Origin of the sequence: Christensenella minuta, assembly GCF_003628755.1 — a bacterium.
Lineage (GTDB): Bacteria > Bacillota > Clostridia > Christensenellales > Christensenellaceae > Christensenella > Christensenella minuta.
In genome coordinates this window covers 180,598-204,465 of record NZ_CP029256.1, presented here as the reverse complement: position 1 = coordinate 204,465, position 23,868 = coordinate 180,598, and the positions used below count along the sequence as shown (strand labels likewise).

24 protein-coding genes and 1 pseudogene are annotated in these 23,868 nt (G+C 45.2%); 7 read left to right on the top strand and 18 right to left on the bottom strand.

Translation table 11 applies throughout. The features are described 5' to 3' along the window. Positions 1 to 21: 21 nt before the first annotated feature. The 12 genes from B1H56_RS01030 to B1H56_RS00970 form a co-directional block, all read right to left on the bottom strand. On the bottom strand, positions 22 to 1,236 hold the full coding sequence (locus tag B1H56_RS01030; RefSeq protein WP_147554711.1) for a lipopolysaccharide biosynthesis protein: 1,215 nt from the start codon (positions 1,234 to 1,236) through the stop codon (positions 22 to 24). Positions 1,237 to 1,240: 4 nt separating this feature from the next. After that, positions 1,241 to 2,200 (bottom strand): glycosyltransferase family 2 protein, encoded by a 960-nt coding sequence (locus B1H56_RS01025; protein ID WP_066521997.1) that lies wholly within the window; start codon positions 2,198 to 2,200, stop codon positions 1,241 to 1,243. Then, positions 2,187 to 3,119 (bottom strand): NAD-dependent epimerase/dehydratase family protein, encoded by a 933-nt coding sequence (locus tag B1H56_RS01020; protein WP_066739997.1) that lies wholly within the window; start codon positions 3,117 to 3,119, stop codon positions 2,187 to 2,189. Before B1H56_RS01020 ends, B1H56_RS01025 begins: the two co-directional genes overlap by 14 nt. Further along, a complete protein-coding gene (locus B1H56_RS01015; RefSeq protein WP_242862055.1) occupies positions 3,116 to 3,928 on the bottom strand; it encodes an HAD-IIA family hydrolase in 813 nt (270 codons plus the stop codon). Before B1H56_RS01015 ends, B1H56_RS01020 begins: the two co-directional genes overlap by 4 nt. A gap of 2 nt (positions 3,929 to 3,930) precedes the next feature. Beyond that, entirely contained in the window at positions 3,931 to 4,734 is an 804-nt protein-coding gene (locus B1H56_RS01010; protein ID WP_066522004.1) for an aldolase/citrate lyase family protein, read from the bottom strand. Beyond that, positions 4,731 to 6,545 carry a thiamine pyrophosphate-binding protein gene (locus B1H56_RS01005; protein ID WP_187161458.1) on the bottom strand — a complete coding sequence of 605 codons (1,815 nt, stop codon included), beginning with the start codon at positions 6,543 to 6,545 and terminating at the stop codon, positions 4,731 to 4,733. The genes B1H56_RS01010 and B1H56_RS01005 overlap by 4 nt, the downstream gene beginning before the upstream one ends. 17 nt (positions 6,546 to 6,562) lie before the next feature. Beyond that, the gene (gene rfbH, locus B1H56_RS01000; protein WP_066522013.1) at positions 6,563 to 7,906 is read right to left on the bottom strand and encodes a lipopolysaccharide biosynthesis protein RfbH; all 1,344 of its coding nucleotides are present in this window, start codon (positions 7,904 to 7,906) and stop codon (positions 6,563 to 6,565) included. A gap of 4 nt (positions 7,907 to 7,910) precedes the next feature. Continuing rightward, positions 7,911 to 8,984 carry a CDP-glucose 4,6-dehydratase gene (rfbG, locus tag B1H56_RS00995; RefSeq protein WP_066522015.1) on the bottom strand — a complete coding sequence of 358 codons (1,074 nt, stop codon included), beginning with the start codon at positions 8,982 to 8,984 and terminating at the stop codon, positions 7,911 to 7,913. Continuing rightward, on the bottom strand, positions 8,963 to 9,742 hold the full coding sequence (gene rfbF / locus B1H56_RS00990; protein WP_066522017.1) for a glucose-1-phosphate cytidylyltransferase: 780 nt from the start codon (positions 9,740 to 9,742) through the stop codon (positions 8,963 to 8,965). Before rfbF ends, rfbG begins: the two co-directional genes overlap by 22 nt. Positions 9,743 to 10,397: 655 nt before the next feature. Next, positions 10,398 to 11,405 carry a type I glyceraldehyde-3-phosphate dehydrogenase gene (gap, locus tag B1H56_RS00980; RefSeq protein WP_066522024.1) on the bottom strand — a complete coding sequence of 336 codons (1,008 nt, stop codon included), beginning with the start codon at positions 11,403 to 11,405 and terminating at the stop codon, positions 10,398 to 10,400. A gap of 103 nt (positions 11,406 to 11,508) precedes the next feature. Further along, the gene (locus B1H56_RS14450) at positions 11,509 to 11,850 is read right to left on the bottom strand and encodes a hypothetical protein (RefSeq protein ID WP_066522032.1); all 342 of its coding nucleotides are present in this window, start codon (positions 11,848 to 11,850) and stop codon (positions 11,509 to 11,511) included. Next, positions 11,834 to 12,202: an EamA family transporter gene (locus B1H56_RS00970; RefSeq protein WP_066522034.1), complete on the bottom strand. Its 369-nt coding sequence runs from the start codon at positions 12,200 to 12,202 to the stop codon at positions 11,834 to 11,836. Before B1H56_RS00970 ends, B1H56_RS14450 begins: the two co-directional genes overlap by 17 nt. Before the next feature lie 200 nt (positions 12,203 to 12,402). Here B1H56_RS00970 and fba point away from each other — a divergent pair, with 200 nt between their 5' ends. Next, a complete protein-coding gene (fba, locus tag B1H56_RS00965; RefSeq protein ID WP_066522036.1) occupies positions 12,403 to 13,332 on the top strand; it encodes a class II fructose-1,6-bisphosphate aldolase in 930 nt (309 codons plus the stop codon). 78 nt (positions 13,333 to 13,410) lie between these two features. Here the strand turns inward: fba and B1H56_RS00960 are convergent, their stop codons facing one another. The 4 genes from B1H56_RS00960 to B1H56_RS14445 all read right to left on the bottom strand — a co-directional run bounded on the left by B1H56_RS00960 (position 13,411) and on the right by B1H56_RS14445 (position 16,954). Beyond that, on the bottom strand, positions 13,411 to 15,045 hold the full coding sequence (locus B1H56_RS00960; RefSeq protein ID WP_066522038.1) for a recombinase family protein: 1,635 nt from the start codon (positions 15,043 to 15,045) through the stop codon (positions 13,411 to 13,413). Between the two features lie 91 nt (positions 15,046 to 15,136). Continuing rightward, positions 15,137 to 15,298, bottom strand: coding sequence for a transposon-encoded TnpW family protein (locus B1H56_RS00955; RefSeq protein ID WP_082103604.1), 162 nt, complete (start codon positions 15,296 to 15,298; stop codon positions 15,137 to 15,139). A 277-nt stretch (positions 15,299 to 15,575) separates the two neighbouring features. After that, positions 15,576 to 16,655, bottom strand: coding sequence for a relaxase/mobilization nuclease domain-containing protein (locus tag B1H56_RS00945; protein WP_066522041.1), 1,080 nt, complete (start codon positions 16,653 to 16,655; stop codon positions 15,576 to 15,578). Beyond that, the gene (locus tag B1H56_RS14445) at positions 16,646 to 16,954 is read right to left on the bottom strand and encodes a plasmid mobilization protein (protein ID WP_052740632.1); all 309 of its coding nucleotides are present in this window, start codon (positions 16,952 to 16,954) and stop codon (positions 16,646 to 16,648) included. Before B1H56_RS14445 ends, B1H56_RS00945 begins: the two co-directional genes overlap by 10 nt. A gap of 549 nt (positions 16,955 to 17,503) precedes the next feature. On the opposite strand from B1H56_RS14445, the gene B1H56_RS00935 reads away from it, so the two are divergent. From B1H56_RS00935 to B1H56_RS00915, 6 genes and pseudogenes are all read left to right on the top strand, one after another. Continuing rightward, positions 17,504 to 18,127, top strand: coding sequence for a helix-turn-helix domain-containing protein (locus tag B1H56_RS00935; protein ID WP_066522043.1), 624 nt, complete (start codon positions 17,504 to 17,506; stop codon positions 18,125 to 18,127). A 292-nt stretch (positions 18,128 to 18,419) separates the two neighbouring features. Beyond that, on the top strand, positions 18,420 to 18,548 hold the full coding sequence (locus B1H56_RS14920; protein ID WP_278287616.1) for a hypothetical protein: 129 nt from the start codon (positions 18,420 to 18,422) through the stop codon (positions 18,546 to 18,548). A 25-nt stretch (positions 18,549 to 18,573) separates the two neighbouring features. After that, positions 18,574 to 18,806 (top strand): annotated as a pseudogene (locus B1H56_RS15105) (KilA-N domain-containing protein); the annotation flags it as partial. 109 nt (positions 18,807 to 18,915) lie between these two features. Beyond that, positions 18,916 to 20,367, top strand: a complete 1,452-nt coding sequence (locus B1H56_RS00925; RefSeq protein ID WP_066522047.1) for a LuxR C-terminal-related transcriptional regulator — start codon at positions 18,916 to 18,918, stop codon at positions 20,365 to 20,367. A 225-nt stretch (positions 20,368 to 20,592) separates the two neighbouring features. After that, the gene (locus B1H56_RS00920; RefSeq protein ID WP_066522049.1) at positions 20,593 to 20,943 is read left to right on the top strand and encodes a DUF5640 domain-containing protein; all 351 of its coding nucleotides are present in this window, start codon (positions 20,593 to 20,595) and stop codon (positions 20,941 to 20,943) included. Between the two features lie 36 nt (positions 20,944 to 20,979). Continuing rightward, positions 20,980 to 21,393, top strand: a complete 414-nt coding sequence (locus tag B1H56_RS00915; protein ID WP_066522051.1) for a hypothetical protein — start codon at positions 20,980 to 20,982, stop codon at positions 21,391 to 21,393. Positions 21,394 to 21,562: 169 nt separating this feature from the next. Here the strand turns inward: B1H56_RS00915 and galE are convergent, their stop codons facing one another. After that, positions 21,563 to 22,579 carry a UDP-glucose 4-epimerase GalE gene (galE, locus tag B1H56_RS00910; RefSeq protein WP_066522053.1) on the bottom strand — a complete coding sequence of 339 codons (1,017 nt, stop codon included), beginning with the start codon at positions 22,577 to 22,579 and terminating at the stop codon, positions 21,563 to 21,565. A 71-nt stretch (positions 22,580 to 22,650) separates the two neighbouring features. After that, positions 22,651 to 23,766, bottom strand: a complete 1,116-nt coding sequence (locus tag B1H56_RS00905; RefSeq protein WP_066522056.1) for an aminopeptidase — start codon at positions 23,764 to 23,766, stop codon at positions 22,651 to 22,653. Positions 23,767 to 23,868 lie beyond the last annotated feature (102 nt).

Below are 23,868 nucleotides of genomic sequence, written 5' to 3'. Positions count from 1 at the left end.
TACTTCTTCATATCTCTTTTTTCAATCCGCGCCGCCCTTCCTGCGATTTATACTATGCCGTGTTCCTATAATCACAATAAAAAGGAAACGCAACATATTTGCGATTAGGGTTGCATAAGCGAATCCATAAATCCCATACCATAGAGTTGCAGGGATAGCCAGCGCAATATAGATAATTCCATACACAACAACAATGATAAACTGGTATTTTTCATGGCAAAACCGTAGAATTACCGCAGTCAGCATTGTAGAGGAAAACAGCAACACTTGTCCCAAGTTGGCAATATTAATTAACCCTGAGGCTGCTTCGTAAACATTTGGATAAAGCAACTGGATCAACCATGGAGAAACCAGGATGCAGCCAACATAGCAAACCGCTGTAAGCCCAATCACCCCCCACAGTACTTTGTAAAATACGCTTCTTGTAAACTCGCCGCGATAGTTTGATAAATAAGCTATCATTACACCATTCAGGGGCCCGACCAATAGCGCAACTGTTTTCCCCAGCAAGGAGGCGGTATAAAATATAGTAACCGCGTCTCCACCCATAAAATTTTGAAGTACAATGCGGTCTAAGTTCATCAAAATATTACTTACCAAATAAGAAACAGCAACCGTCATTGTCATACGCCAGACGGTTTTCCGTTTTTCCGAACACTCAAAGGGTTTGCGGTAGATTTCTCCACGAAATATCACAAATAAAACCGCTATTGTTTCTCCCAATATAAGAGTAGAATACCAATCCCCTGTAAAATGATATAGTAGCAAGCCCCCTAAATAGCCTGCGGAAAGCAACATATAATATACAAAATAGCGTTTAAAATTCAATGTTATTCTATATTCAACATCCGAATAATAACGCATTAAGGTCATAATCACCAATATGCAAAACAAAATACCGTTAAACAACGTTAATATATTCAGCGTATACAGAATAATCAGTGCGACAACCGAAGAAATCACGCAAAACAAAAGCATCAGCGTATTATAATCGCCATTTTTGCTTTCAAATTTCGGCTTAATTACCAATCTTGTATTGTTCAATGCCATTCCAAACGAATTGGACACAATGGCAACAATTGACATCAGATAAAGAACTGTGCCAAACGCTTCTTCCCCCATCATCTTGTTCAAATAAGGGTAAACAGCAAACTGGATGACCACATTCATGATCACCACAGCTAAAACGTTATATGAAAGATCTTTGGCAAAGCTTAGTTTAAATTTTGGTTTCATATAATTATTTTTTATTCCGTTCTTCCGCTCCATCAAAATTGATTCGTTTTTCTTCCACTACAAGCGGCCGCTTCATAACGCGCGTATTAATGTTCAAAATATATTCCCCCAAGAAACCGATGAAGAACATCAGCAAAGAGCCGATCAAGAATAAGCCAATCAGGATTGGGGCCGTCCCTGCCGCAAAATTATCCCAGTTAACCAGCTTTAAAATCAAGTAAATAATAGCAATTACAAAACTCGCTGCCGAAAAAATAAATCCGATGATCGTAGCCAGTCTTAAAATAACTTTTGAATAAGACGTGATTCCAAGCATTGCCATATCATACAATGTATAAAAATTATTTTTTGTCTTTCCTGCTTTGCGTTTTGGCTGTTCATAAGGTATTTCTTTACGTTCCGGCCCTAATTCCGCTACAATACCACGCATATAAGGCATCGGATCATCAAGCTCACGCAACACTTCGATAAAGCTCTTATCATAAAGCCCGAAGCCGGTAAAATGTTCGATTTGATCTACATCGGATATCTTTTTAATTAATTTGTAATAAGCCGAACGGATGGCATACATAAACTTATTTTCTTCACTGTTTGTTTTAACGCCGATGACAATCTTATATCCATTTTCCCACTCTTTTACAAATTGGGGAATTAATTCTGGTGGATCCTGAAAATCCGCACACAATGATATTGTACAATCCCCGCTGGTTTGCAGTAATCCATAATAAGGGGAACGAATATGCCCAAAATTCTTGGCATTAAAGATCGTTTTAATATGCGCATCATTTTTGCACATTTCTTCAAGCAAATCCCGCGTACCGTCAGTAGAGTAATTATCAATAAAAACAATTTCATAGTCATAGCTTGGCAATTGTTTCTGAAATACATTTTTTATTGATTCTGAAAGCGGTTTTACATTCTCGACTTCATTGAAACATGCCACCAAAATGCTAATTTTTTTCATTTTCCATTTCCTTTTTCTGCCACTCAATCGCGTGCTTAATGCCTTCCTCAAAGGGCGTATCAGGAAAAAAGCCTGTATCTTGAGTCAAATTCCCGATATCAGCCTGCATTCTCATCACCTGATTCGGATAATAGTCCCGTTCGCCAAACCCAATCTTCAGCTTCGTATCAATCGAGTCTCGAATCGTCTCAATATACCGCTTAAGCGCTTGAGCCTTTCCGCTGCCAATACAGTATATGCTTCCGTCTTTTCCAGACTCCCCAATCGCCAAAAACGCTCTGGCGGCATCTGCGCCGTAGATATAGTCCCATATTTGGTCACAATTTGTCAATGCCGGCGCTTGACCCCGCAAAAAGCTCTCTACACAATATGAAATCAGCGTATATGGATTATCCATCGGTCCATATACGCTTAAAATACGTCCCCAGCAATGCCTGATTCCATACTGTCTGCACAAAATCCTGCTGAGCGCTCCAGCCGTATATTTCGCAATTCCATAGCCAGTCTGTGGATCGACCGGAAGAAAAGGAGAAAGCATTCCGTCTGCAATGCGTCCGTATTCCGCCTGGGAACCTGCTCCAATAAAAGCACTGCAACCAGAACGCTTCGCGAGCTCAACCGCATCGAGCGTATATTGGATATTTTTCATTTGCGCCGCGACATCATCTCGTCCATTCCCATATGTTTTTTCCCATGCCATATGAAACAATACGCCGTCCTCTCCCTTTTGAGGAGGCAAACCGGATAAATCACTAAGATCACATTCTATAATTTTCACGTTAGGGTGCTTTGGTACATTCGCGCGCTTTGAAGAGCCAGGACGGATAACAGCAAGCACTTCGATTCCCTGCATTGCTGCCAACCTTGTCAAAAAGGCCCCAATCATTCCAGTTGCCCCCGTCACAATAATTTTTTTCACATTTTCTTCCTTAGTAAGTCATTTTGAACAAACTGGTATAAACTTTTCGCACATAGGACCCCCGGTTCATCTTTCATCCATTCTTCCGTTCCCACATATACCGCCGGGATGCCGGCTTCTTTCGCCAACTTAATATCCGCATGATATAGGTCTCCCACCAATACAAGTTCATTGTGGGTAACATGATATGCGTCACAGACGACATTCAGAACCCGCGGCTCCGGTTTTCCGGCGTTTACGTCCGCTTTTCGTGTATAGCAACCTTCGATTGCTCCAACCGTATAACCGCATCCAGGCATCAGCTTATCATTCACATCGGGGAAATATGGATCCCTGTTGCAAATTAAAAAAGGTACGTTGCGGCGTAACGCAATAATAGCTTGCGCCGCATCATCGTATGTCACATTTTTCTTGAATCCAACCAGGATACAACTGCATACATCCGGCGGGACTGTCTGTATATCTGCCTCGCACAGCCTTTCGCGCATCTCTTCGCTTCCTACGTAAAAGACTCCAGTTTCATCAAGTTTTTTTTGCTTAATGTAACGAATTGCCGAGTCAACCGAAGTGTAAACTTCGCTTTTATCACAGAATATTCCCAGTTTATTCAGTTTTAAACAAACTGACGTCCTGCTTTTCCCAGAATTATTCGTCAGAAACGCAACACGATATCCAGCTTCACGCAGTAAAGCAACTGCCTTGTCTGCATTCTTAATTAAAGTATTGTTCAAATACAATACTCCGTCCAAATCCAATACAAAGACTTTTTTTTCCTTTATTTCAGAAATCAGTTCGTTCCGCATCATCATTTTCAACAATAGTCCGCATCCTTGCCTTCAGCTGCGTCGATACGTTGCTTCAGCATGATCATTCTGTTTTCGTCTTCCTTCGCCATTCTGTCATAGAAAGCACATTTCCCTTTCAGATACAAATACTCAAACTGCATTGCGCACAGAATTGCCTCCTCCATCTTATCCTTGCAATTTTGCAGATCAAAAACGATTTTACGTGTTTCAAACCGGGATACGAACGGTTCCATATTCCGTATGAACGGAATCGCATCAAATGAAATTCCACCGCCAAACCCAACCTTAATATTGCTCGCAAGCGCCTTTTCCGCAAATTCCTTTGCCATGGAAAAAACCCGTTCGCTATTGATTTCTTTTCGGGAAAGCCCCACCGAAGCCGAAAGGTCGACACGGCCAATCGAAATTGTGTCCAATAAACCATTCCCCTTTTTTAAGATTCCATCAAAATTTTGGAGTGCAACACCTGTTTCCGCATTGATAATAAATTCGATATCTTTTTGCTCATGTTCCGTAAACACCTTATTTGAGGCATCGCAGAATTTCTGCATTGCGAATGGCGTCTCAATCATAGGCGCCATGATCCCCCGCGCCCCCAAAAGGCGGCATTGGTCCATATCCCGAACCGCCTCGCATCCACCAATTTTGATAAACATCTTCATGTCGGCCCGGAACACAACTTCGTTCAAAGAAATGAGTTCATCAGTTCTTGAGCCTTCCGCTTCAAATTCTGCTTTTACCGCCAGAATCCCGTATTCATCCCGGAGTTGCTTCAAAACCTCCAACATTTCTTTTGTGATAAGATTCATAATTTTCCCCTCTCATTCTTCGAGTTCTTGATCATATTTTCCTCAAATTCTTTCCTGTCTAAAAATGGATACATATCTTCAAGCGAAGGTGAAATCATTGTTCCATCTTCAAGCTTCCTGGAAGATAATTTGGGTTCAAATGCTTGTTCCGGATCAAGCAACACTTCACAAAGCGCAGGGCCGTCATTCCCCAATATTTCTTTCAACGCTGCATCCATTTTTTCTGTCGTGGCCAACCTATAGTATGGCATTTCATAAGCATCTGCAATTTTATTTAAATTTGGAAACCCGACACCCGACTCCCGATTCACGCCAACAAGCGGCAACCCAAAAAAAGAACTCTGCGTCTGCCGAATAGAATGATATCCATCATTATTCAGTATAAATATAATAATGTTCATATTATTATAACGAATGGTCTGCAATTCCTGAATATTCATCTGGAGGCTTCCATCGCCGGCAAGACAAACAATTTTTTCATGCGATGCCTGATAGGCTCCTATGGCTGCCGGGACATCATAGCCCATTGAAGCGCATCCTGAATTCGTATATAATCGTTGTCCTTTTTTGATATTCGCTGCTTGGAACGTGCATACGCAGGCGCTACCATTCCCACATACAACAATTTGTCCATTCGGCAAAGATTTTGTAAGTTCATCAATGAAAACGTATGGGTTGATCGGGCTGATCCGGTTTCGATATTCTTTACGGACTACCGGATAGTCTTTTTTTACTTTTTGGCAGTAGGTAATCCATTGTTCCTTCGGTTCAATGCTTTGATTCGCTTTCAGCATCTTTTCCATAAATTCAGCGACGTCTCCATGGATAGGCATATCCAAACTGAGCGTCGGCTTTTTCAGTTCATTTTCGTCAATATCGACCATAATCTGATATGCACTTTCAGCAAAATTTTCCCAATTATAACTAATTTGGCGAATATTCAGCCTAGATCCAAGCACAAGCAACACATCTGCATTTTGCACGACAAAATTTCCAGCACGATTGCCAACTGTTCCCGGCCGCCCAAAGGAAAGCCGATGATTGTCCCATAAAATATCATGAGCATTCCATGCCGTCACCACCGGAATATTAAAGCGTTCGATTAATTCATAAAACACTTTTTCCGCTCCGGAAGAACGAATCGCGGAGCCGGCAAAAATCACAGGCCGTTCGGCGTTCTTCAATTTTTCTATGACATCAAGAACAACATCGTCTGAAATTTCCGGGATGTTCTCAAGCCCTTCCTGTTTGCCGTCATACCCGCACAAATCCTCCGTATCTATCAATGCTCCTTGTACATTCAAAGGGATATCGAGCCAACATGGTCCCTTCCTGCCGTGCTTCGCCAGATAAAGCGCCTTCTCCAAATGATATCTTATTTTATTTGGATTGGTTACCATTTCTGCATATTTTGTCATCGTTTTTACGCAGGTAGTAATGTCAAATTCCTGATCTCCTAGCTGACGCAATGGTAAATCCGTACTCCTCACCGTTGTTTCAAATTTCACTTGCCCTGAAATTACAAGCATCGGAATCGAATCCAGCCATCCGCCCAGAACCCCGGTAATTGCATTCGTGCCTCCCGGTCCGCTCGTAACGCACACGGCAGCTATTTTGCCGCTTAAGCGTGCATAGCTTTCCGCTGCGATTGCGCAAGCCTGCTCATGGTGATTATAAGTACAATGTAATTCCTTATTTTTTCCCAGTGCATCATTTAGATGCATCGCGCCGCCGCCTGTCACGGTAAAAATTTGTGTAATATCATTTTGGGCTAAAAAATTCGCGATATAATCCGCTACTCTTATCTTCACGTCTTTCTCCTGTTGCTTTATTGAATTGCTTTTCTGATCGTCTCAACCATGTAGTCTAGCATCTTATCCGTCATTCCCGGATATACGCCAATCCAAAACGTATCGTTCATGATCCGATCCGTGTTTTTTAACTCTCCAGCCACACGGTACCCCTTCCCTGAGGCGCGCATCTCATCGAAACAGGGATGTTTGATCAGATTCCCGGCAAATAGATTTCTCGTCTGGATACCGTATCCTTCAATTTCCCGCACAAGTTCTTCCCGGCTAATCCTCGCGTCCGGTCTTACCGTAATCAAAAAGCCAAACCAGCTCGGTTCAGAATTTCTTTCCGGCTCAGGCAAAATGAGCTGGTCCTCCATATCCGAAAGACCATCCCGCAGTCTTTGCCAATTTTTCCGCCTTTTTTCAATAAAAGACGGGAATTTTTCAAGCTGTGCACATCCCACAGCCGCCTGCATATCCGTTACTTTCAAATTATAGCCGAAATGAGAATATACATATTTATGGTCGTATCCAAACGGCAGTTCTCCATATTGTCTATCAAACCGATGCCCGCAAACATTGTCATGCCCAGATGGACACACACAGTCGCGTCCCCAATCCCGAAGCGAATTTACTATTTTATGCAATAGGGCATCGTTCGTATAGACAGCTCCGCCTTCTCCCATCGTCATATGATGGGGCGGATAAAAACTGGACGTTCCAATGTCTCCGATCGTTCCCGTAAATTTCATCTCTCCATCGAGGCAATACTTTGAGCCAAGCGCATCGCAGTTGTCCTCAATGAGCCACAGGCCGTTTCTATCACAAAACTCTTTTACAGTTTTTAAGTCAAATGGATTCCCCAGTGTATGCGCTGCAAAAACTGCCTTTGTTTTATCCGATAAAGCCGCATCCAGCATCTTGGTATCAAGATTATACTGCGGTATCGTCATATCGATAAAAACGGGAACCGCACCATACTGAATAATGGGGGCTACTGTTGTAGGAAATCCTGCCGCCACAGTAATGACTTCATCTCCTGGCAAAATCCTTTTTCCCTTCAGTAAGGGAGAGGTGAGCGCCATAAAAGCAAGCAAGTTGGCCGAAGATCCTGAATTTACCAGCGAACAATATTTTACACCCAAGAATTCGGAGAAATCTTTTTCAAACCTGTCGGCATATTTTCCCGTAGTCAGCCAGAACTCCAGCGCGCTGTCCACAAGGTTTTCCATTTCCCGTTCGTCGTACACGCGGGCTGCATAAGTAATGCGGTCACCCTCACAAAACGTTTTCTTCCCCAGTTTATATTTTTTGCAATATTCCCTGACGCTCTTTAAAATTTCTTCCCGCGCCTGCTGTTCTGTTTTATTTCCAAACATCCCATTATCCTTCCAGATATTCCAAAATTTGCTTTTTCATACATTCTTCCACATCGCCGCCCGCTTGCCAACATTTCGACCACTCCACCGTTTTTTCGATCGCCTTTTTCACATTCCATTTAGGCGCCACTCCAAATACTGATTTTACTCGTGAGCAATCGAGCTTTAAAAAGTTTGCTTCATGCACGGCGTTTTCTTCACTGCAATCAGTCCATCCGATCCCGTCCCACGCATTACAAAACAGTGTCGCAAGCTCTCCGGTTGTTACACAATCGGCATAATCCGGGCCAATATTATAACTGCCTTCACAAGTCCTGTCCTCATATTGTGCTTGGGCAATCGTCAAATAGGCACATAGGGGTTCAAGTACATGCTGATAAGGCCGGGTGGAATAAGGATTGCGCACAACAATTTCTTTGTTTTGCATCGCCGCCCGTACACAATCGGGTATGATACGGTCGTTTGCAAAATCTCCGCCGCCAATCACATTGCCAGCCCGCGCCGTTGATATCGCAGTACATGTGTCACGAAAAAAAGATTTCTTGTAGCTATCTGTTACTAATTCAGAGCAAGATTTGGAATTGGAGTAGGGATCATATCCATTCAATTCATCTGCTTCACGATATCCCCACTCCCACTCATTATTTTTGTATACTTTATCAGTCGTAACATTCAAAAAGGACCGCACACTGCCGACACTCCGCATACTTTCAAGTACGTTGACCGTTCCCATTACGTTGGTCTCATACGTATATACCGGATCGTTATAGGAATCCCTTACAATCGGCTGCGCCGCCATATGGATCACAATTTGTGGGTCTGCCTGTTGCACGGCTTTCTCCAGTCGACTTAAATCACGTATATCCCCGGTTATAGAGCAAATATCCTTATCAATTCCCATCAGGTCAAAAAGCGCCGGATCTGTCGGCGGCTCTAACGCAAATCCGGTGACTTTTGCTCCGCAGAGCAGCAATAATTCACACATCCAAGAGCCTTTAAAGCCCGTATGGCCAGTAAGGAACACGCGCTTCTCCTGAAAAAAATCTCTTTGAAACATCAATCTTCCCAAACCTTCCATGGTGCTTTATCTTCTGCAAGCAACTCGTCCAGTAATTTCTTATCACGCAATGTATCCATACACTGCCAGAACCCATCGTGCTTAAAAGCCATCAATTCACGTTGCCGGGCTAGCTTCTCAAGCGGCTCCCGTTCCAGCACTGTATTATCCCCCTCGATAAAGTCAAATATTCCCGGTTCCAAAACCATAAATCCGCCATTAATAAGCCCCATATCTTCCTGGGATTTTTCACGGAATGACGTGATTGCATTTCCTTGTTCAATATCCAATATTCCGAACCTTCCGCTGGGGCGGATGGCTGTCATTGTCGCAATTTTCCCATGCTTTTTATGGAATTCAAGAAGTGCTTTGATATCTACATCAGCAACCCCATCCCCATAGGTCAGCATAAAGGATTCATCCCCGACATAATCGCGTACCCTTTTAATTCTTCCCCCCGTCATCGTGTTCAATCCCGTATCTACCAAGGTCACTCTCCATGGTTCAGCGAAATTATCATGCACGATCATTTTATTCTCATTCCTGAAATCAAATGTGATATCCGACATATGTAAATAATAGTCTGCAAAAAACTCTTTGATAATATAGGCCTTATATCCTAGGCAAATAATAAAATCATTAAATCCGAAAGCAGAATAATATTTCATAATATGCCAAAGGATCGGTTTATCGCCAATCTCTACCATCGGTTTTGGCTTCAGATGGGATTCTTCGCTGATACGCGTTCCAAATCCCCCTGCTAAAATCACTACTTTCATCCGCTACCTCATACAATCCATAGATTATTTCCCATCAAAAATAAGTATTTTTATTATATCATCAATACTATCTTCTTTCAATTCTACTATGAGAAACTCCCAAATCTTTCTAAATTTAAGTAAGATAGCAGGCGGCTGTTTTTGTCATACTGATATATTATCCCCTACAGCCATTCCTGATTCGTTCGGTAACCAGCTTATCCGTATACTGTTCTTCATATGCGTATTTAAAGTAACATTTATACGCTTTCAATCAGACAACTTGCGGCATTGGCAGTTAAACACATACTCCATCAATAAATCTTTTAACAGCATTCCATGTTCCTTGTTTTTGTATACAATGCGTGGATGCAGGTTGGATTTTTCAAAGCGCCGCCGGATGAGATAGAACATATGGTTCATCGAAGTCGGCGGCGCTGCACAAAAATTCAAGATGCGCCGCGCAGGGCATACAAAAAAGCATCCTTTCTTTTGAACATTCGTCCTATTGAAAAGATGCTTTTCTTGCATTTTTATGCGGCTTTTTGTGTTTCACACCCTGCAGTTACGAAAACCCGAACCGTTGTCTTCACATTTTTGTCTTTTCCGTAATCCGCTGTGCCTTACGCGCAAAACCGCTTTGCTATCGCATTCCTGCGAGTGCTTTTATGATACCTTATTTCACAGAATCGATATAAGAAATCAAATCCAGCACTTTGTTGGAATAGCCCCACTCGTTGTCATACCATGCGACAAGCTTCACGAAGTTGTCATTGAGGCTGATGCCGGCGCCCGCATCAAAGATGGACGTTCTTGCGTCCGTGATGAAGTCGGAGGATACGACAGCGTCTTCGGTGTAGCCGATGATGCCCTTGAACTCTTCGGATTCGGAAGCAGCCTTCATAGCCGCTTTGATTTCGTCGTAGGAAGCGCCTTTCTCAAGCACGCAGGTGAGGTCTACAACCGAAACGTCAGCAGTCGGTACGCGGAACGCCATGCCGGTAAGCTTGCCGTTCAGCTCCGGGATAACCTTGCCGACCGCTTTCGCAGCGCCTGTGGAAGACGGAATGATGTTGAACGCAGCGCCCCTGCCGCCTCTCCAGTCTTTCTTCGAAGGACCGTCAACCGTCTTCTGGGTCGCCGTCGTGGCGTGTACCGTCGTCATCAGGCCTTCCTTGATGCCGAACTTGTCGTTGATAACCTTCGCCAGAGGAGCCAGGCAGTTCGTCGTGCAGGAGGCGTTCGAAACGATCGTCATGGACGGATCATATGTTTTGTTATTAACGCCCATTACGAACATCGGAGCATCTGCGGAAGGCGCTGAGATAACAACCTGTTTTGCACCCGCCTCAATGTGAGCCTGCGCTTTTTCTTTCGTTGTAAATACACCTGTAGATTCTACAATATAATCCGCACCGATCTCGCCCCACGGGATCTCAACCGGATTCATTTTGTCGAACACTTTGATTTCATTGCCATTTACAACGATCGCATCGTCTTTATGGGAAACTTCCCCGTCAAAACGGCCGTGAACGGTGTCATATTTGAGCATATATTCCATATAGTTAGGATCGATAAACGGATCATTAATCCCCACCACCTGAATGTTTGGGTTTTTCGTCGAAGCACGGAAAACCAGTCTGCCGATACGACCAAAACCGTTGATACCAACTTTGATAGCCATAATGTAAAAAACCTCCTAAATTTATTTATTAATTAATTTTTTGCGTACATATAATATTATATGTGATTGGAAAGCGTTTTGCAACCCGCTTTCGTCCATTTTTTCACAGGCAGAAAACAATCAGGCCGGCGATAATAAGTATGGTTCCGGCGAGCCTTCTTTTTGTCATTTTTTCTTTTAAAATCACACAGCTTAAAATAGCAACCAATGCCATACCAACAGACTCGATTGCCGGACCATATTTATAGTCCATTCCGGAATATGCCCAGATCGCAAACAGCATGGAAACGAGCAGCATCAAATATCCAAAAATCACTCTCTTATTGAGATACTGCTTCCAGAAGCCAGTATACTCCCGATTTGCGCTAGTTTTAAGTAATATCTGCGAAAATGCGGCGATTATCACACCGCACAACATAATCAATACGCTACTTAGATTCAGCATCTGTATTCACCAACATCGTGCCAATAATAATAATCGCGGTCCCGATTATATTTGCCACGGTAATTCCTTCCCTAAAAATAAGCGCAGACCATACCATCGACCATATGATCGCTACCGAACGGTTTGCATATGCAACATTAAGATCAAAACGTTTAAGTCCTTGCTGCCACAGCAACGCGTAAACAGCAAGCAATATAAAATCAAGCAGGATATAAATAATAAACATCCTGGACATAAATTCGTTTCCATTGGTCGCCATCTTGCCACAGACACTTGAAAATGTATAAATAACAATAATGGCCTGCAAAAAAATGATGCCGCGCCAATCTGCCTTCTTTTTGACTTGCTCCATTCTACCGCGCCTCCTGTCCCCAATATGCTACTTTTTTCTTGCTAAAATGTCAACTTGTCCGGTTTATTCTCATCTCTCTATTTCTCACTTTCAAAAAAATTTTTGATCCCGGGAGAATCGCTGTTTCGCAGGTTGTACTTTCCTTTTTGTAATAGTATAATGAATTTATCTTTTGAATTATTATAAGGAGGATTTTATAGATGCCATTAGTTACAACCAAGGAAATGTTTGAAAAAGCGTACGAGGGCGGGTATGCGATTGGCGCGTTTAACGTGAACAACATGGAAATTATCCAGGGGATTACGGAAGCCGCAAAGGAATTGAACGCACCTTTGATTCTTCAGGTTTCAAAAGGCGCCCGCAATTATGCCAATCCGATTTACCTGACGAAGCTCGTCGAGGCTGCCCTCGAGGATACAGGTCTCCCAATCTGTTTGCATCTCGATCATGGCGACAGCTTTGAAACATGCAAATCCTGTATCGACGGCGGATTCACTTCCGTTATGATTGACGGCTCCCATCTTCCGTTCGAAGAAAACATCGCCGTAACCAAGCGTGTCGTTGAATATGCGCACGACCGCGGCGTCGTTGTAGAAGGCGAACTTGGACGCCTCGCGGGCGTGGAGGACGAAATCAAGGTCTCTGCTGAGGATTCTTCTTATACGCGTCCTGAGGAAGTATATGAGTTCGCAAGCAAAACGGGCGTAGACAGTCTTGCGATCGCAATCGGCACGAGTCACGGCGCATTCAAATTCAAGGGCGAACCGAAGCTCCGTTTCGATATTCTCGAGAAAGTTACGGAAATCCTTCCCGGCTTCCCGATCGTTCTTCATGGCGCATCCTCCGTTATTCCGGAATTTGTGGAAATGATTAACAAATACGGCGGAGACATGCCGGGCGCACAGGGCGTTCCGGAAGAACTGCTTCGTAAGGCTGCTGAAAGTGCGGTATGCAAAATCAATATCGACTCTGATCTGCGCCTTGCAATGACGGGAACGATTCGCAAACATTTTGCAGAGCATCCGTCCGATTTCGATCCACGCCAGTATCTGAAACCAGCGCGTGAAGCAATCAAGCAGATGGTTGCCCACAAGATCGTAGACGTTCTCGGCTGCGACAACAAAGCTTGAATCTGGCGGTACTAAAAAAGCCCTTCGCTTATGTGCGGGTGTCATAAAGAAGTATGGAAGCGGTGTAGCCCTACTGGGCTATACCGCTTTAACGCTGCAGGGAAAATCCTTTGAGGGAATTTCACCAATGAAGTTGTAGTAAATATCGATCTGCTGGGTGCGCTTGCCGGAGGACTTGTCCGGGGCGTGAATAACAATCTTGTGAATAAACTCGTTTAGGATTGTCGCGTCCAGCTTTTCAATGCGTGTATACTTGTGTACCACCGCAAGGAAGTTGCCAATGCCGGACACTTTTCGCTCCGTTTCGTCAAGCCGCGCCTGCAACTCCCGCATACTGGATTTCAGCGCAGCCTGTTCGTCCTCGTAGCCTTTGGACAGAATACCGAAGCGTTCGTCAGATATCCTGCCGGAAACATTATCCTCATAGAGCCTTTGGAACAGTGCGTCGAGCTGCGCGATTCGTTTTTGCGCGGCAGTGAGGGCGCTGTGCGCGTCCCGGCGCTCTTTTTCCCAGCTCCGTGCGGATTGGTCGCTGACCGCCTGAATAAAGTCATCCTCGAAGCCCCTGGCAAACGCAAGCATCTGCCGCAGGTGTTCGTGAACCAGCTTTTCGAGGACAAGCTGGCGGATGTAATGCGCGGAACACGTTCCGGTGTTGCTCTTGTAGTTCGCGCAAACGAAGAAGTCCTGATTCGGTGTAAAGTTATTCGTTGTGCAGTAGTAGAGCTTTTCACCGCAATCGGCGCAGTACACCAGCCCTGAGAATATGCTGGACTTTCCGGTTTTGCAGGGTCTGCGCTTGTGTTTGCGCAGTTCCTGCACCCTGTCCCACACATCTTGCTGGATGACCGGTTTGTGCGTGCCCTCAAACACCCGTTGGTTTTCCACCGGATTCACCTTTGACCTTTTATCCTTGTAGGATTTGGTGAAGGTCTTGAAATTGACCGTGTGGCCAAGGTAATCCTTACGCGCAAGGATTTTCGCGACAGTTTCCGCCTTCCATTTGCAGGGATCGGCGGGAATGGGATTGCGCTGCTTGTGTCCCTGATGCACGACATAGGCCGCGGGACATAACACACGGTCAGCGCGGAGGATTCTTGCGATCTGCATCGGGCCATAGCCATCCATGCACAGCGAGAAGATACGTTGTACCACGCCAGCGGCTTCTTCATCAACGACCCATTGTTTGGGATTCTCCTTATCCTTTACATACCCGTAGGGTGGGTGCGAAGCGATATGTTCGCCCGCTTCGCCTTTTGCCTTGAACACCGCCCGAATTTTCTTAGAGCTGTCCTTTAAGTACCATTCGTTGATGATGTTGAGGAAAGGGGTAAAATCGCTGTCCTGCTGATTGATGCTGTCGATCCCGTTGCCAATGGCGATGAAGCGCACATCCATGTCGGGAAACATAACCTCGGTGTAAAAGCCTACCTTGAGGTAGTCCCGGCCGAAACGGGACATATCCCTGACAATGATTGTCCCGATCTTTCCGTCCCGCACCAGTGAAATCATACGGTTGAAGTCCGGACGGTCAAAATCCCCGCCGGAATACCCGTCGTCCACGAAAAATTCGGGATTGTGGAATTTGTGTTCTTTGGCGAATTTATCCAGCATTTTTTTCTGATTTGCAATACTGTAGGAATCACCTTCGTTTTCGTCGTCACGCGAAAGCCTGCAATACAACGCGGGGATCCGTTCTGGCTGCTTTGTCATATGTTTCTATGCCTCCTTTATACAAAGGCAGCCGGACAAACGGTAATGCAGCGTAGCAACATTATACCGTACCCGGCTGCCCAAGTCTATCCTAAGCGGGGAATTTGCGTGAAAGAATAACCCGCCGCAGTTTGGAGGCCATATCCTCCCTTGCGTCTTTCCTGAAGTATCCTTTCACAATATATGCCGTCCCGCCAATTTTCCCGCAAAGCCTGAGTTCCGGTATTTTTTTCGTGCTGCCCGTGTCACTCATACTGCTCCTCCATATTCTGTTTTCAAAGTGTGTGTGTTTCGTATAAAGTACCTCCTCCTGTAGTTATTTGAACAAATGGATCAAGGTGTCGAATAAGACAATCGTGGGCACAACGGCGAGATAAATGGATATCCAGATATTGCGCCTGCGCTGGGAGGCCCAATACCGCTCGTGCTGCCTGTGGGCTTCGGAAATATCATTTTGAACAACAGTAATATATTGCCGCACTGCTTTGTTCACATTACCGAGAGTTTCATCTAAGCCCTGCCGTGTATCCTTACAGAGAGCGTCCATCGTCCCTGCGAATCCCGCGATGCTGCCGTCTATTGCCTCTTTGAGCGCCAGGTTGCTGTCTTTTAGTTTCCGCAGCCTTATCCCTACGTTCTCCCAATGCTCCTGTTCCTTCCGATTCATTGCGTCCAATTCCTGATTCAGAGTATCTGTCTGGGATTGCTTGAATATCCTCCAATCTTGAGCGAAGCTTGTCCACAGCTCCTTGAGCTGCGCGTTTTCCAGAGTGAGCAGATCGCGGTTCACCCGCTCTTCCAGTATATCCTTGTTCCTTTGTATTTCCGTATTCCTGTCTTTGCGCATTTGATTCAAATCCATGCAGCAGTTCCTCCTTTGAAAGATTGACCTTAAAGGTTGCGGAGAGTGTCTTATTCCGGACTTTTTTCCCGTCCGGCGTGATGAAGGTGATATATTTCCTGCCGCCTTTCCAATTCACAGTATATCCTTTATCTTCCAGTACCTGTATGAAAGCATCCCTGCTTCGGGACATTTGCATTGCATCCTGCACCGCAATGACAGTATCCAGCAGCCAGCTATGGTATGTGCCCTGCGCGGCTTTTTCCAAAGCCTTGTATGCTTTGGTACGGAAGGAGGTAACGGAGCGCCCCTTTTCGCAGACGCTCTTGCCGCGCTCTTTGAGGATTTTGTCGGAAAAGTCCTTGAGTTCCTGTAACATCCGTTTGGAATACCGGAACTTATATCCATGCTCAAAACTGACTGAATTGACAATCCAATGCGTGTGGATGTGTCCCTTGTCTATATGGGTGGCGTAACAGACCTCATAGCCCTTGAATAAAGGGGAACGGCGGATCAGTTCCCCTGCGATGTCAAAAGCTTCCTCCGGGGTAATATCTTCATCGTAGGGGAAGCTTTGGATGAAGTGTTTGTACTGCCTGCCACCCGTCTTGCGCCATGCGTCTTTGGTGTCCCGCATTTCCTCAATGGCGCACATGGGATTGCAGTTGTATCCGCCGACCAGCGTGCGCTCCGTTTTCTCACCGCCTGTGATGTAGTTGACAGCCCGCGCAAGGCTTGCCCGTGAATTTACCGCCTTGATTACTGCCATGCCCTGCGCACCTCCCGCACCTCAGCATAGATATGCTGCAGCTCCTGTGCACAGTCATAAATGCGCCCGGCGTTGGCAAGGTAAGTAAGCTGGTTGAGATTGTTTCCCAAACGCTTAAGTTCCACGACTACCTCGCGCCCGCCGGGTTTGACAATAATGTCTTTGCCGCAAACACACCGCAGGAAAAACTCCCGCAGCGTCAGCCCGGACAACCGTACTTTCCTTTGAATCAGCTTCCACTCCCTGTCGTTTACCCGTAGCCCTATATTATGTTTTCTGCTGCGTTCTGCTATACGCATCACTCCTTCCTGTGCAACGCCCTTTTTCCTTACCCGCAAAACCCGATTGCGGGTTTGCGGGGCAACGGGACGGCGACTTCTACTGCGGCAGCCGTTTCGCATAAGGGGGATCAAGGGGGGGCTCCCCTTTGCAAGCTCCCGGGGTCCCCGCGTGCGGGGTGGGTACCAAGTGGCGTGCCACTTGGGGAGCTTGCCATACCCACCATACCCGCCGCAAGGGCGGGTATGTGATGTGATCCATTTACCTCGATGTTTGCCGGGAATTTTTTTCGCTCCCTGCGGACCGGTTGTGGATAACTTCTCCTCCTTCCGTTTCATAGAAAAGACCGTTTCGAACCTTCCTCCCCGCATTCCTGTGCCGGGCCGTCCCCATTGCGTGCGGCGCATATGTATGTGCTGCGCCCGGGCTGTGGCTGGACGGAAGTATCATTGTGCAGTTGGCAGGATACAAGCTGCCGTTCAGGGCTTGACAAAATCCCGTAAAAATATTATCCTCAAAACATACAGAGCTCAAAAGAGCTAATATTTATATAATTCGGGGGATTAAATGTGGATAAAGCCAAAATAGGAGCCATATTAAAGAAGGTAATTAAGGACAGGGGGTTCACACAGGAAGAGTTTGCCGAAGCGGCGGGAGTGGGCCTGTCCAGCTTAAAGAAATATATGTCGGGAAAAGTGAGCTATTCGGTGGAAACGCTGGAGATCATGGCAGATCTATTGCAATGTTCGTATGATTACCTGCTGGGGAAAAGCCACACGCCGGAGCGGGAGCTTCAGGATGTGAAGGAGGCCACGCAGCTGTCCGACGGAGCGTTGGAGCGGATCACGGAACACGCGAAGCAGTATGATAGCGACGGTTACAGCAGGAAATATTTGAATACGTTAAGTACATTGGTGCAGACGAATTTCCTGATTGACCGGATCATGGATTTCCTGTATATCGATGCGGAGGAACCTTACCTGACGACAGAACGGGATACTCTGCCGCAGCCGGGTTTGTGGATTGGAACCGAACACCTGACCGTACCGGATGTGGAGGATGCGTACCTGCTGGGGATCGTACGGGCGCTTGCGCAGGCGCGGGAAGTTGTCAATGAGAATATTCCTATAAGACGACGGAATTACAGGACAAAATTAGTAGAAAAAGAAAAATCTAAAAATAGCGTTGAATAAAATCTTCATATAATATATCATGTTATATGAATAAGTACTGTGTTAAGGAGAAATGCGCATGGTGGCAGTAGGCGATAGGCTTCGCATATTGCGTGATAGGATTGATTTTTCACAAAAAACCTTGCGGAAGAATTCGGAACAGTGCAATCGGCAATAAACCGTTATGAAAAAAACATTCAGACGCACTATATAAGATACTACTAAAATATGCGGAATATTTTGATGTTTCTTTGGACTGTTTTTTGCCGCATGGATACCGTAGGGCAAATTATATAATTATGAGGCGCAGGCATTGAAAGGCCGTGCCGCTAAAGATGATACGTGGAAAGAATTTGTGGATATGTGTTTCGATCCCACTTCCCCTATGAATACTAAACTCAAAAAAATGATGTTGGATATGGCAGGGAAAAAAGAAAAATGAAAAATTAGTTGTCGATTCCACAGAAATCACAATTCTAAAAATTGAAGATAAAGACTGTATCTCCCTTACAGATATGATTAAGGCAAAGGATGGAGACTTTTCATTTCAGATTGGTTACGTAACCGGAATACAGTTGAATTTTCAGGAATTTGGGAACAGATACATAGCCCGGTTTTTAATTATGGCAAATTCGCCATAATTAGGAGTCAAGCAGGGCTGAATCATTACAAAATAAGCGTGAAGGAATGGGCGCGAAAAATTATTGATGGTACCAATAAAATTTATGATATAAATTGCGGATTTATTTTTCCCTATGATATGATATATAATTATTTTCCCATTCGATGGACGGTTGGAGAGACATTCTATGATTTACAATGTAACCTTTGATATTTGCGCCGGAGTGATTTCCGTTCTTTCCCTATATGTGATTATTTCCAAAAAAGGGGTGCAAAAAGAATCCAATCAATTACTGTTATTTGTTATTATTGCAGCACTGATCTCCGCTGTTTTTGATATCTGGAGTTCTGTTGGTAATTCTTATATAGATCAATATACGTATTTTTCACGGGATATCCTCAACTATATTTTCTTATTTGTCCATACCAGCACAGCATGCTTGTTTGCATGGTATATGATCGTATTGCTTGGATTGAAGCATCGCATTAAAAAGCCGCTTTTTATTCTGTTTCTGTTGCCGGAAGTTCTTTTCATTTTTCTGCCGCTGGCGCTGAATCCGGTTTTGGGTTGGGTATTTTATTACGATGCAAATGGTATCTATTCCCACGGCGTTATGATCTATGCTTTATATGGCGCGGGATATTTATATATGTTGTTTACGGTATATTTAGCAATACGGTTTCGGAATCTATTGCTTAAGTCACAGCGGTATGCGGCGATCATGCTGCTTATTTTCAGCATTATTCCTATTTTTGTGCAGCAGGTTTTCATGCCGCATCAACTTTTGGAACTTTTTTTCCAGTCGATCGGTATTTTTGGATTTTTGACTACAGTAGAAAATCTGGACGTAACCCATAATCCGGTTACAAAAGTATATAACCGCGCGGCTTTTTTGCGAAGTATTGATTTGACAGTCCAAAATCAATCCAGCCTTTATGTGACGATAGTCAAGCTCTCGCGTTCCCATTATTTTGATATTGCCGCGCTTGGCGCAGGATATGTTAATGGATTTATGGCCGGTGCGGCAGAATGGCTCAATAGCCTATCTAAAAAAATAGACGTGTATGACTGTGAAAGAGGACATTTTGCTCTGACGGTATTCCATAACAGTTATGATATGCAACTATTAACAGAGAAAATAGCCCGGAAATTTTCTGGTGAATGGCAGTACAAAAATCAAATGGCGCAGCTTCCCATACAAATTTGCGCAGTAGATTTGGCGGGAACAGACTGGACGGTGGAAAGCTTGATGCGTTTTGTAGACTTATCGTATATAGGGCACGAAACGCAACCAGTGACCGTCAAGTCAGAAGAATTAAAAGCCGCAGGACAGGAACGAGCGGCTGAAGAGTCTGGGCATGGACAGTTTGCCTCTGAAGTTTTAAATATGCTGGGTTCTTTTGTGGACCGGATCGCAACATTGACTCCGGCGGAACGGAATATTCTGCAATATTATATAGACGGATATGAAATTGCCGAAATACCGGGATTGGCATTTATCAGCATTTATACGGTGCGAAAGCACAATAAAAATATCTATCGAAAGCTTGCGGTCAGCACGAAAGAAGAACTGTTGCTCTATATTGACCTGCTCCGCCGCAGTAACCGGTTGGTTGAAATTGAAAAATTGACCGATTAAAGCAATTATAAAGCCTGACAAACCGAATTTTTTTCAGGAATGGTACCCGCGTGGTACCTTTTTTATTGTGGGATAAAAACGGAAGCAAACTAAAGAGTACCCATTGGGTACTATCCTGTCCCGTAAGATTTTGGTATTATCTTGAACAGAAAAAGGCCTTTTGCAGATCAATTCTATGTTGGTGAAATCACAACTAAAATTTAAAAATGATACGGGAGAGAAGAAATGAAAAAAGTTTGCGTTGTTATTTTAGTTTTGTTTGTCTTTTGCCTGTTCGCGGGCTGCGGTGCAGGAGGAGCGCAGGAAGAAGTTTCACCTTTAGTGGGAACATGGAAGGGTTCCGATCTTATGGAGGAAACTTTTGAATTTAAAGCAGACGGTACAGGGCATAATGAGAATGCATTGTTGTCTTATGATTTTAAATATGATATAGACGGGGATCAGCTTAATATTTATGCCCAGTTGTTTGGAATGGACAGCGAAAAAGCAATGGCGTATACCTATTCCATTAGCGGTGATGTACTGACGTTGACAGATGAATCGCTGGAAACAACTTATGAATATACGAGGGATTAAATTCATATAATATTAATGTAAGGAGATAAAGATAGCATGGAGAGTTCAAAATTTTTAAAAGTAATGGGAATTATTATGCTGATTTTCGGGATCATCGCAATCATCGGCGGATTGCTCTCGCTGATGGGGATCGGGATGGTCGTATCATTGGCAGGATTGGCCGGAGTGACAGTACCGGTGGAACTATTGACGGCGTCTCTTATTATAGCATTGGCCAGCGCAGTTTTTGAATTGATTGCAGGGATTCTGGGAATCAAAAATTGGAATGTTCCGGAAAAAGTAAACAGTTGCATGATTTGCGGAATTTTAACTGTCGCGTTGTGCGTCGTATCCATCATAATGACACTGGTGGGTTATCCTGACAGTTTCAGCATTTTGTCTATTGTGACAGGACTGATTGTTCCGATCCTTTATTTGATCGCGGCGTTTCAGTATAAAGCGAAACAATAACAAGCAAGCCAACAATCTTTGGGGAATCTGTTTCTATCATTTACAGATTACCGAAAACATTAAAAAACAAGGAAGATAAATTTCTTCCTTGTTTTTCAGTTTGCCCGTTGCCTCTTAGATGGGATAAATTACTTCTTTATCCTACCTGTCCTTAAGCGAAGGGCTTTTTTTACCGATAACCCTCAGGATTGTTTTTCTGCCAGTTCCAGCTGTCCCGGCACATATCCTCAATCCCCCGTTCCGCTTCCCAATTAAGTTCTGTTTTTGCTTTGTCCGCATTCGCGTAATACTTGGGTGCATCGCCCGCGCGCCGCGGCGCGATTGCATAATTGATCTTAAGGCCGTTTGCTTTCTCGAACGCATGGACGACCGCAAGGACGCTCTGGGGCTGTCCTGTTCCCAGATTATAAATAAATAGCCCCTGTTCTTCCAGCTTCCGTACCGCCTTGCTGTGGCCGCCCGCCAAATCCATCACATGGATATAATCGCGGATACACGTACCGTCCGGCGTATCGTAATCGTTTCCGAATATATTGAGCTTTTCGCGTTTGCCCACCGCGACCTGCGTGATGTACGGCATCAGGTTGTTTGGTTCACCATTCGGATCTTCCCCGATCCGGCCGCTTACATGTGCGCCGATCGGATTGAAATAGCGCAGCATGACGATAGACCATCTCGCGTCCGAATGGTAAAGATCGGCGAGCATCTGCTCTATCACAAGTTTCGTCCGGCCATATGGACTCGTGGAATTGCCGATTGGGGACTTCTCCGTAAGGCATTCACCCTGCGTTAGGTCGTATACCGTGGCGGAGGAACTGAAGATGATGCGCTTTATATGATGCTCTTTCATTTTCTCCAGCAGAACGATGGTACCGCTGACGTTGTTATCAAAGTAGGCAAGGGGCTTGCGCACCGATTCGCCGACCGCCTTGAGGCCGGCCATATGGATGACCCCGTAAATTTCATTCTGCGAAAAAATTTCATCATACGCGCTGCGGTCCCGGATGTCGGCCTCATAGAACCGGAGCTTCTTCCCTGTGATCTCTTCCACACGCCGGAGCGCTTTTTCGTTGCTGTTAGCAAGGTTGTCCATGACGGTGACATCATAGCCCTGCCCGAGGAGTTCCACGCAGATATGGCTTCCGATATAACCCGCCCCGCCGGTGACCAAAATGTTCTTTTTCATTTGTCCTCCCTACTTTTTGACACGAAAACAACCGTACTACACAACGTAATACACACCCTGGAGCCACCTGTTTACCTAAGGTTTTCGGGATTGAGGCATTGGAGTTCATCCGGTACGAACAACCCGTCACGGCGGATCATCACGTCGTCGAACCAGACCTCACCGCCGCCCATTTCAGGCGTCTGAACAAGCACGAGATCCCAGTGGACAGCGCTTTCATTGCCATTATAAGCATCGTCGTAGCTCGAGCCCGGGGTGAAGTGCAGGGAACCCGCGATCTTTTCGTCGAACAGGATATCGCCCATCGAGCGGTTGATATACGGATTTACGCCAAGGGAGAATTCACCCACATACCGCGCGCCCCCGTCCGTATCGAAAATCTTGTTGATGCGCTCCGTATCGTTGGAGGCCGCCTCTATGATCTTGCCGTCCTTAAAGAGAAGGCTCACATTTTCATATTTAAAGCCCTGGTTGAAAGAAGGCGTGTTATACGTAATCCGTCCGTTTACGCTGTCCTTGACGGGCGCGGTATATACCTCGCCGTCCGGCACGTTCATGTGCCCGTCGCACTTGATGGCGCCGATCCCCTTGATGGAGAAGGAAATATCCGTACCCGGCCCCTTGATGTGCACACGGTCGGTTTTGTTCATCAGGGTAACGAGCGGGTCCATCGCCTTTGACATTTTGCCGTAATCAAGGTTGCACACGTCAAAATAAAAATCCTCGAAGGCTTCCGTGCTCATCCCTGCCTGCTGCGCCATAGAGGGCGTGGGATAACGCAGGATGACCCAGTTGGTATTTTTCACCCGCAGCTCGTGGTGCACCCTCTTTCCATAGATGGACTGGTAGAGCTCCATCTTGTCTGCCGGGACGTCTGCCATTTCCGTCGCATTTTCGCCTCCGCGGAACGCGATATACGCCTGCATCTCTTTCATGCGGGCGCTGCCCCACTTCGTAATGTCTTCGATCTGTTCCCTCGTCGCCTGCATCAGCCACTGGCGCTGTACCGCGTTATGGGGCGTATCGAAATACGGCAGGCCGCCCGCCGCGTAGACCTCCCGGATCAGCTCTTCCGTGAGCGCGTCCGGACAGCCGGACACGTCGATCAGCACTTTGTCGCCTTTTTTAACGCCGCACGAATAGTTTACCAATGTATGGGACAATTTTTTGATTCTTTCATCTACCATTTATTCTCACCTCTACAGTTGTAATAGTTTCCGCCTTTATTATACCACATACCGCAAACGCGAAAACAGCAGGCCGGTAAGAAAAAATGTTTCTTTCCCCGT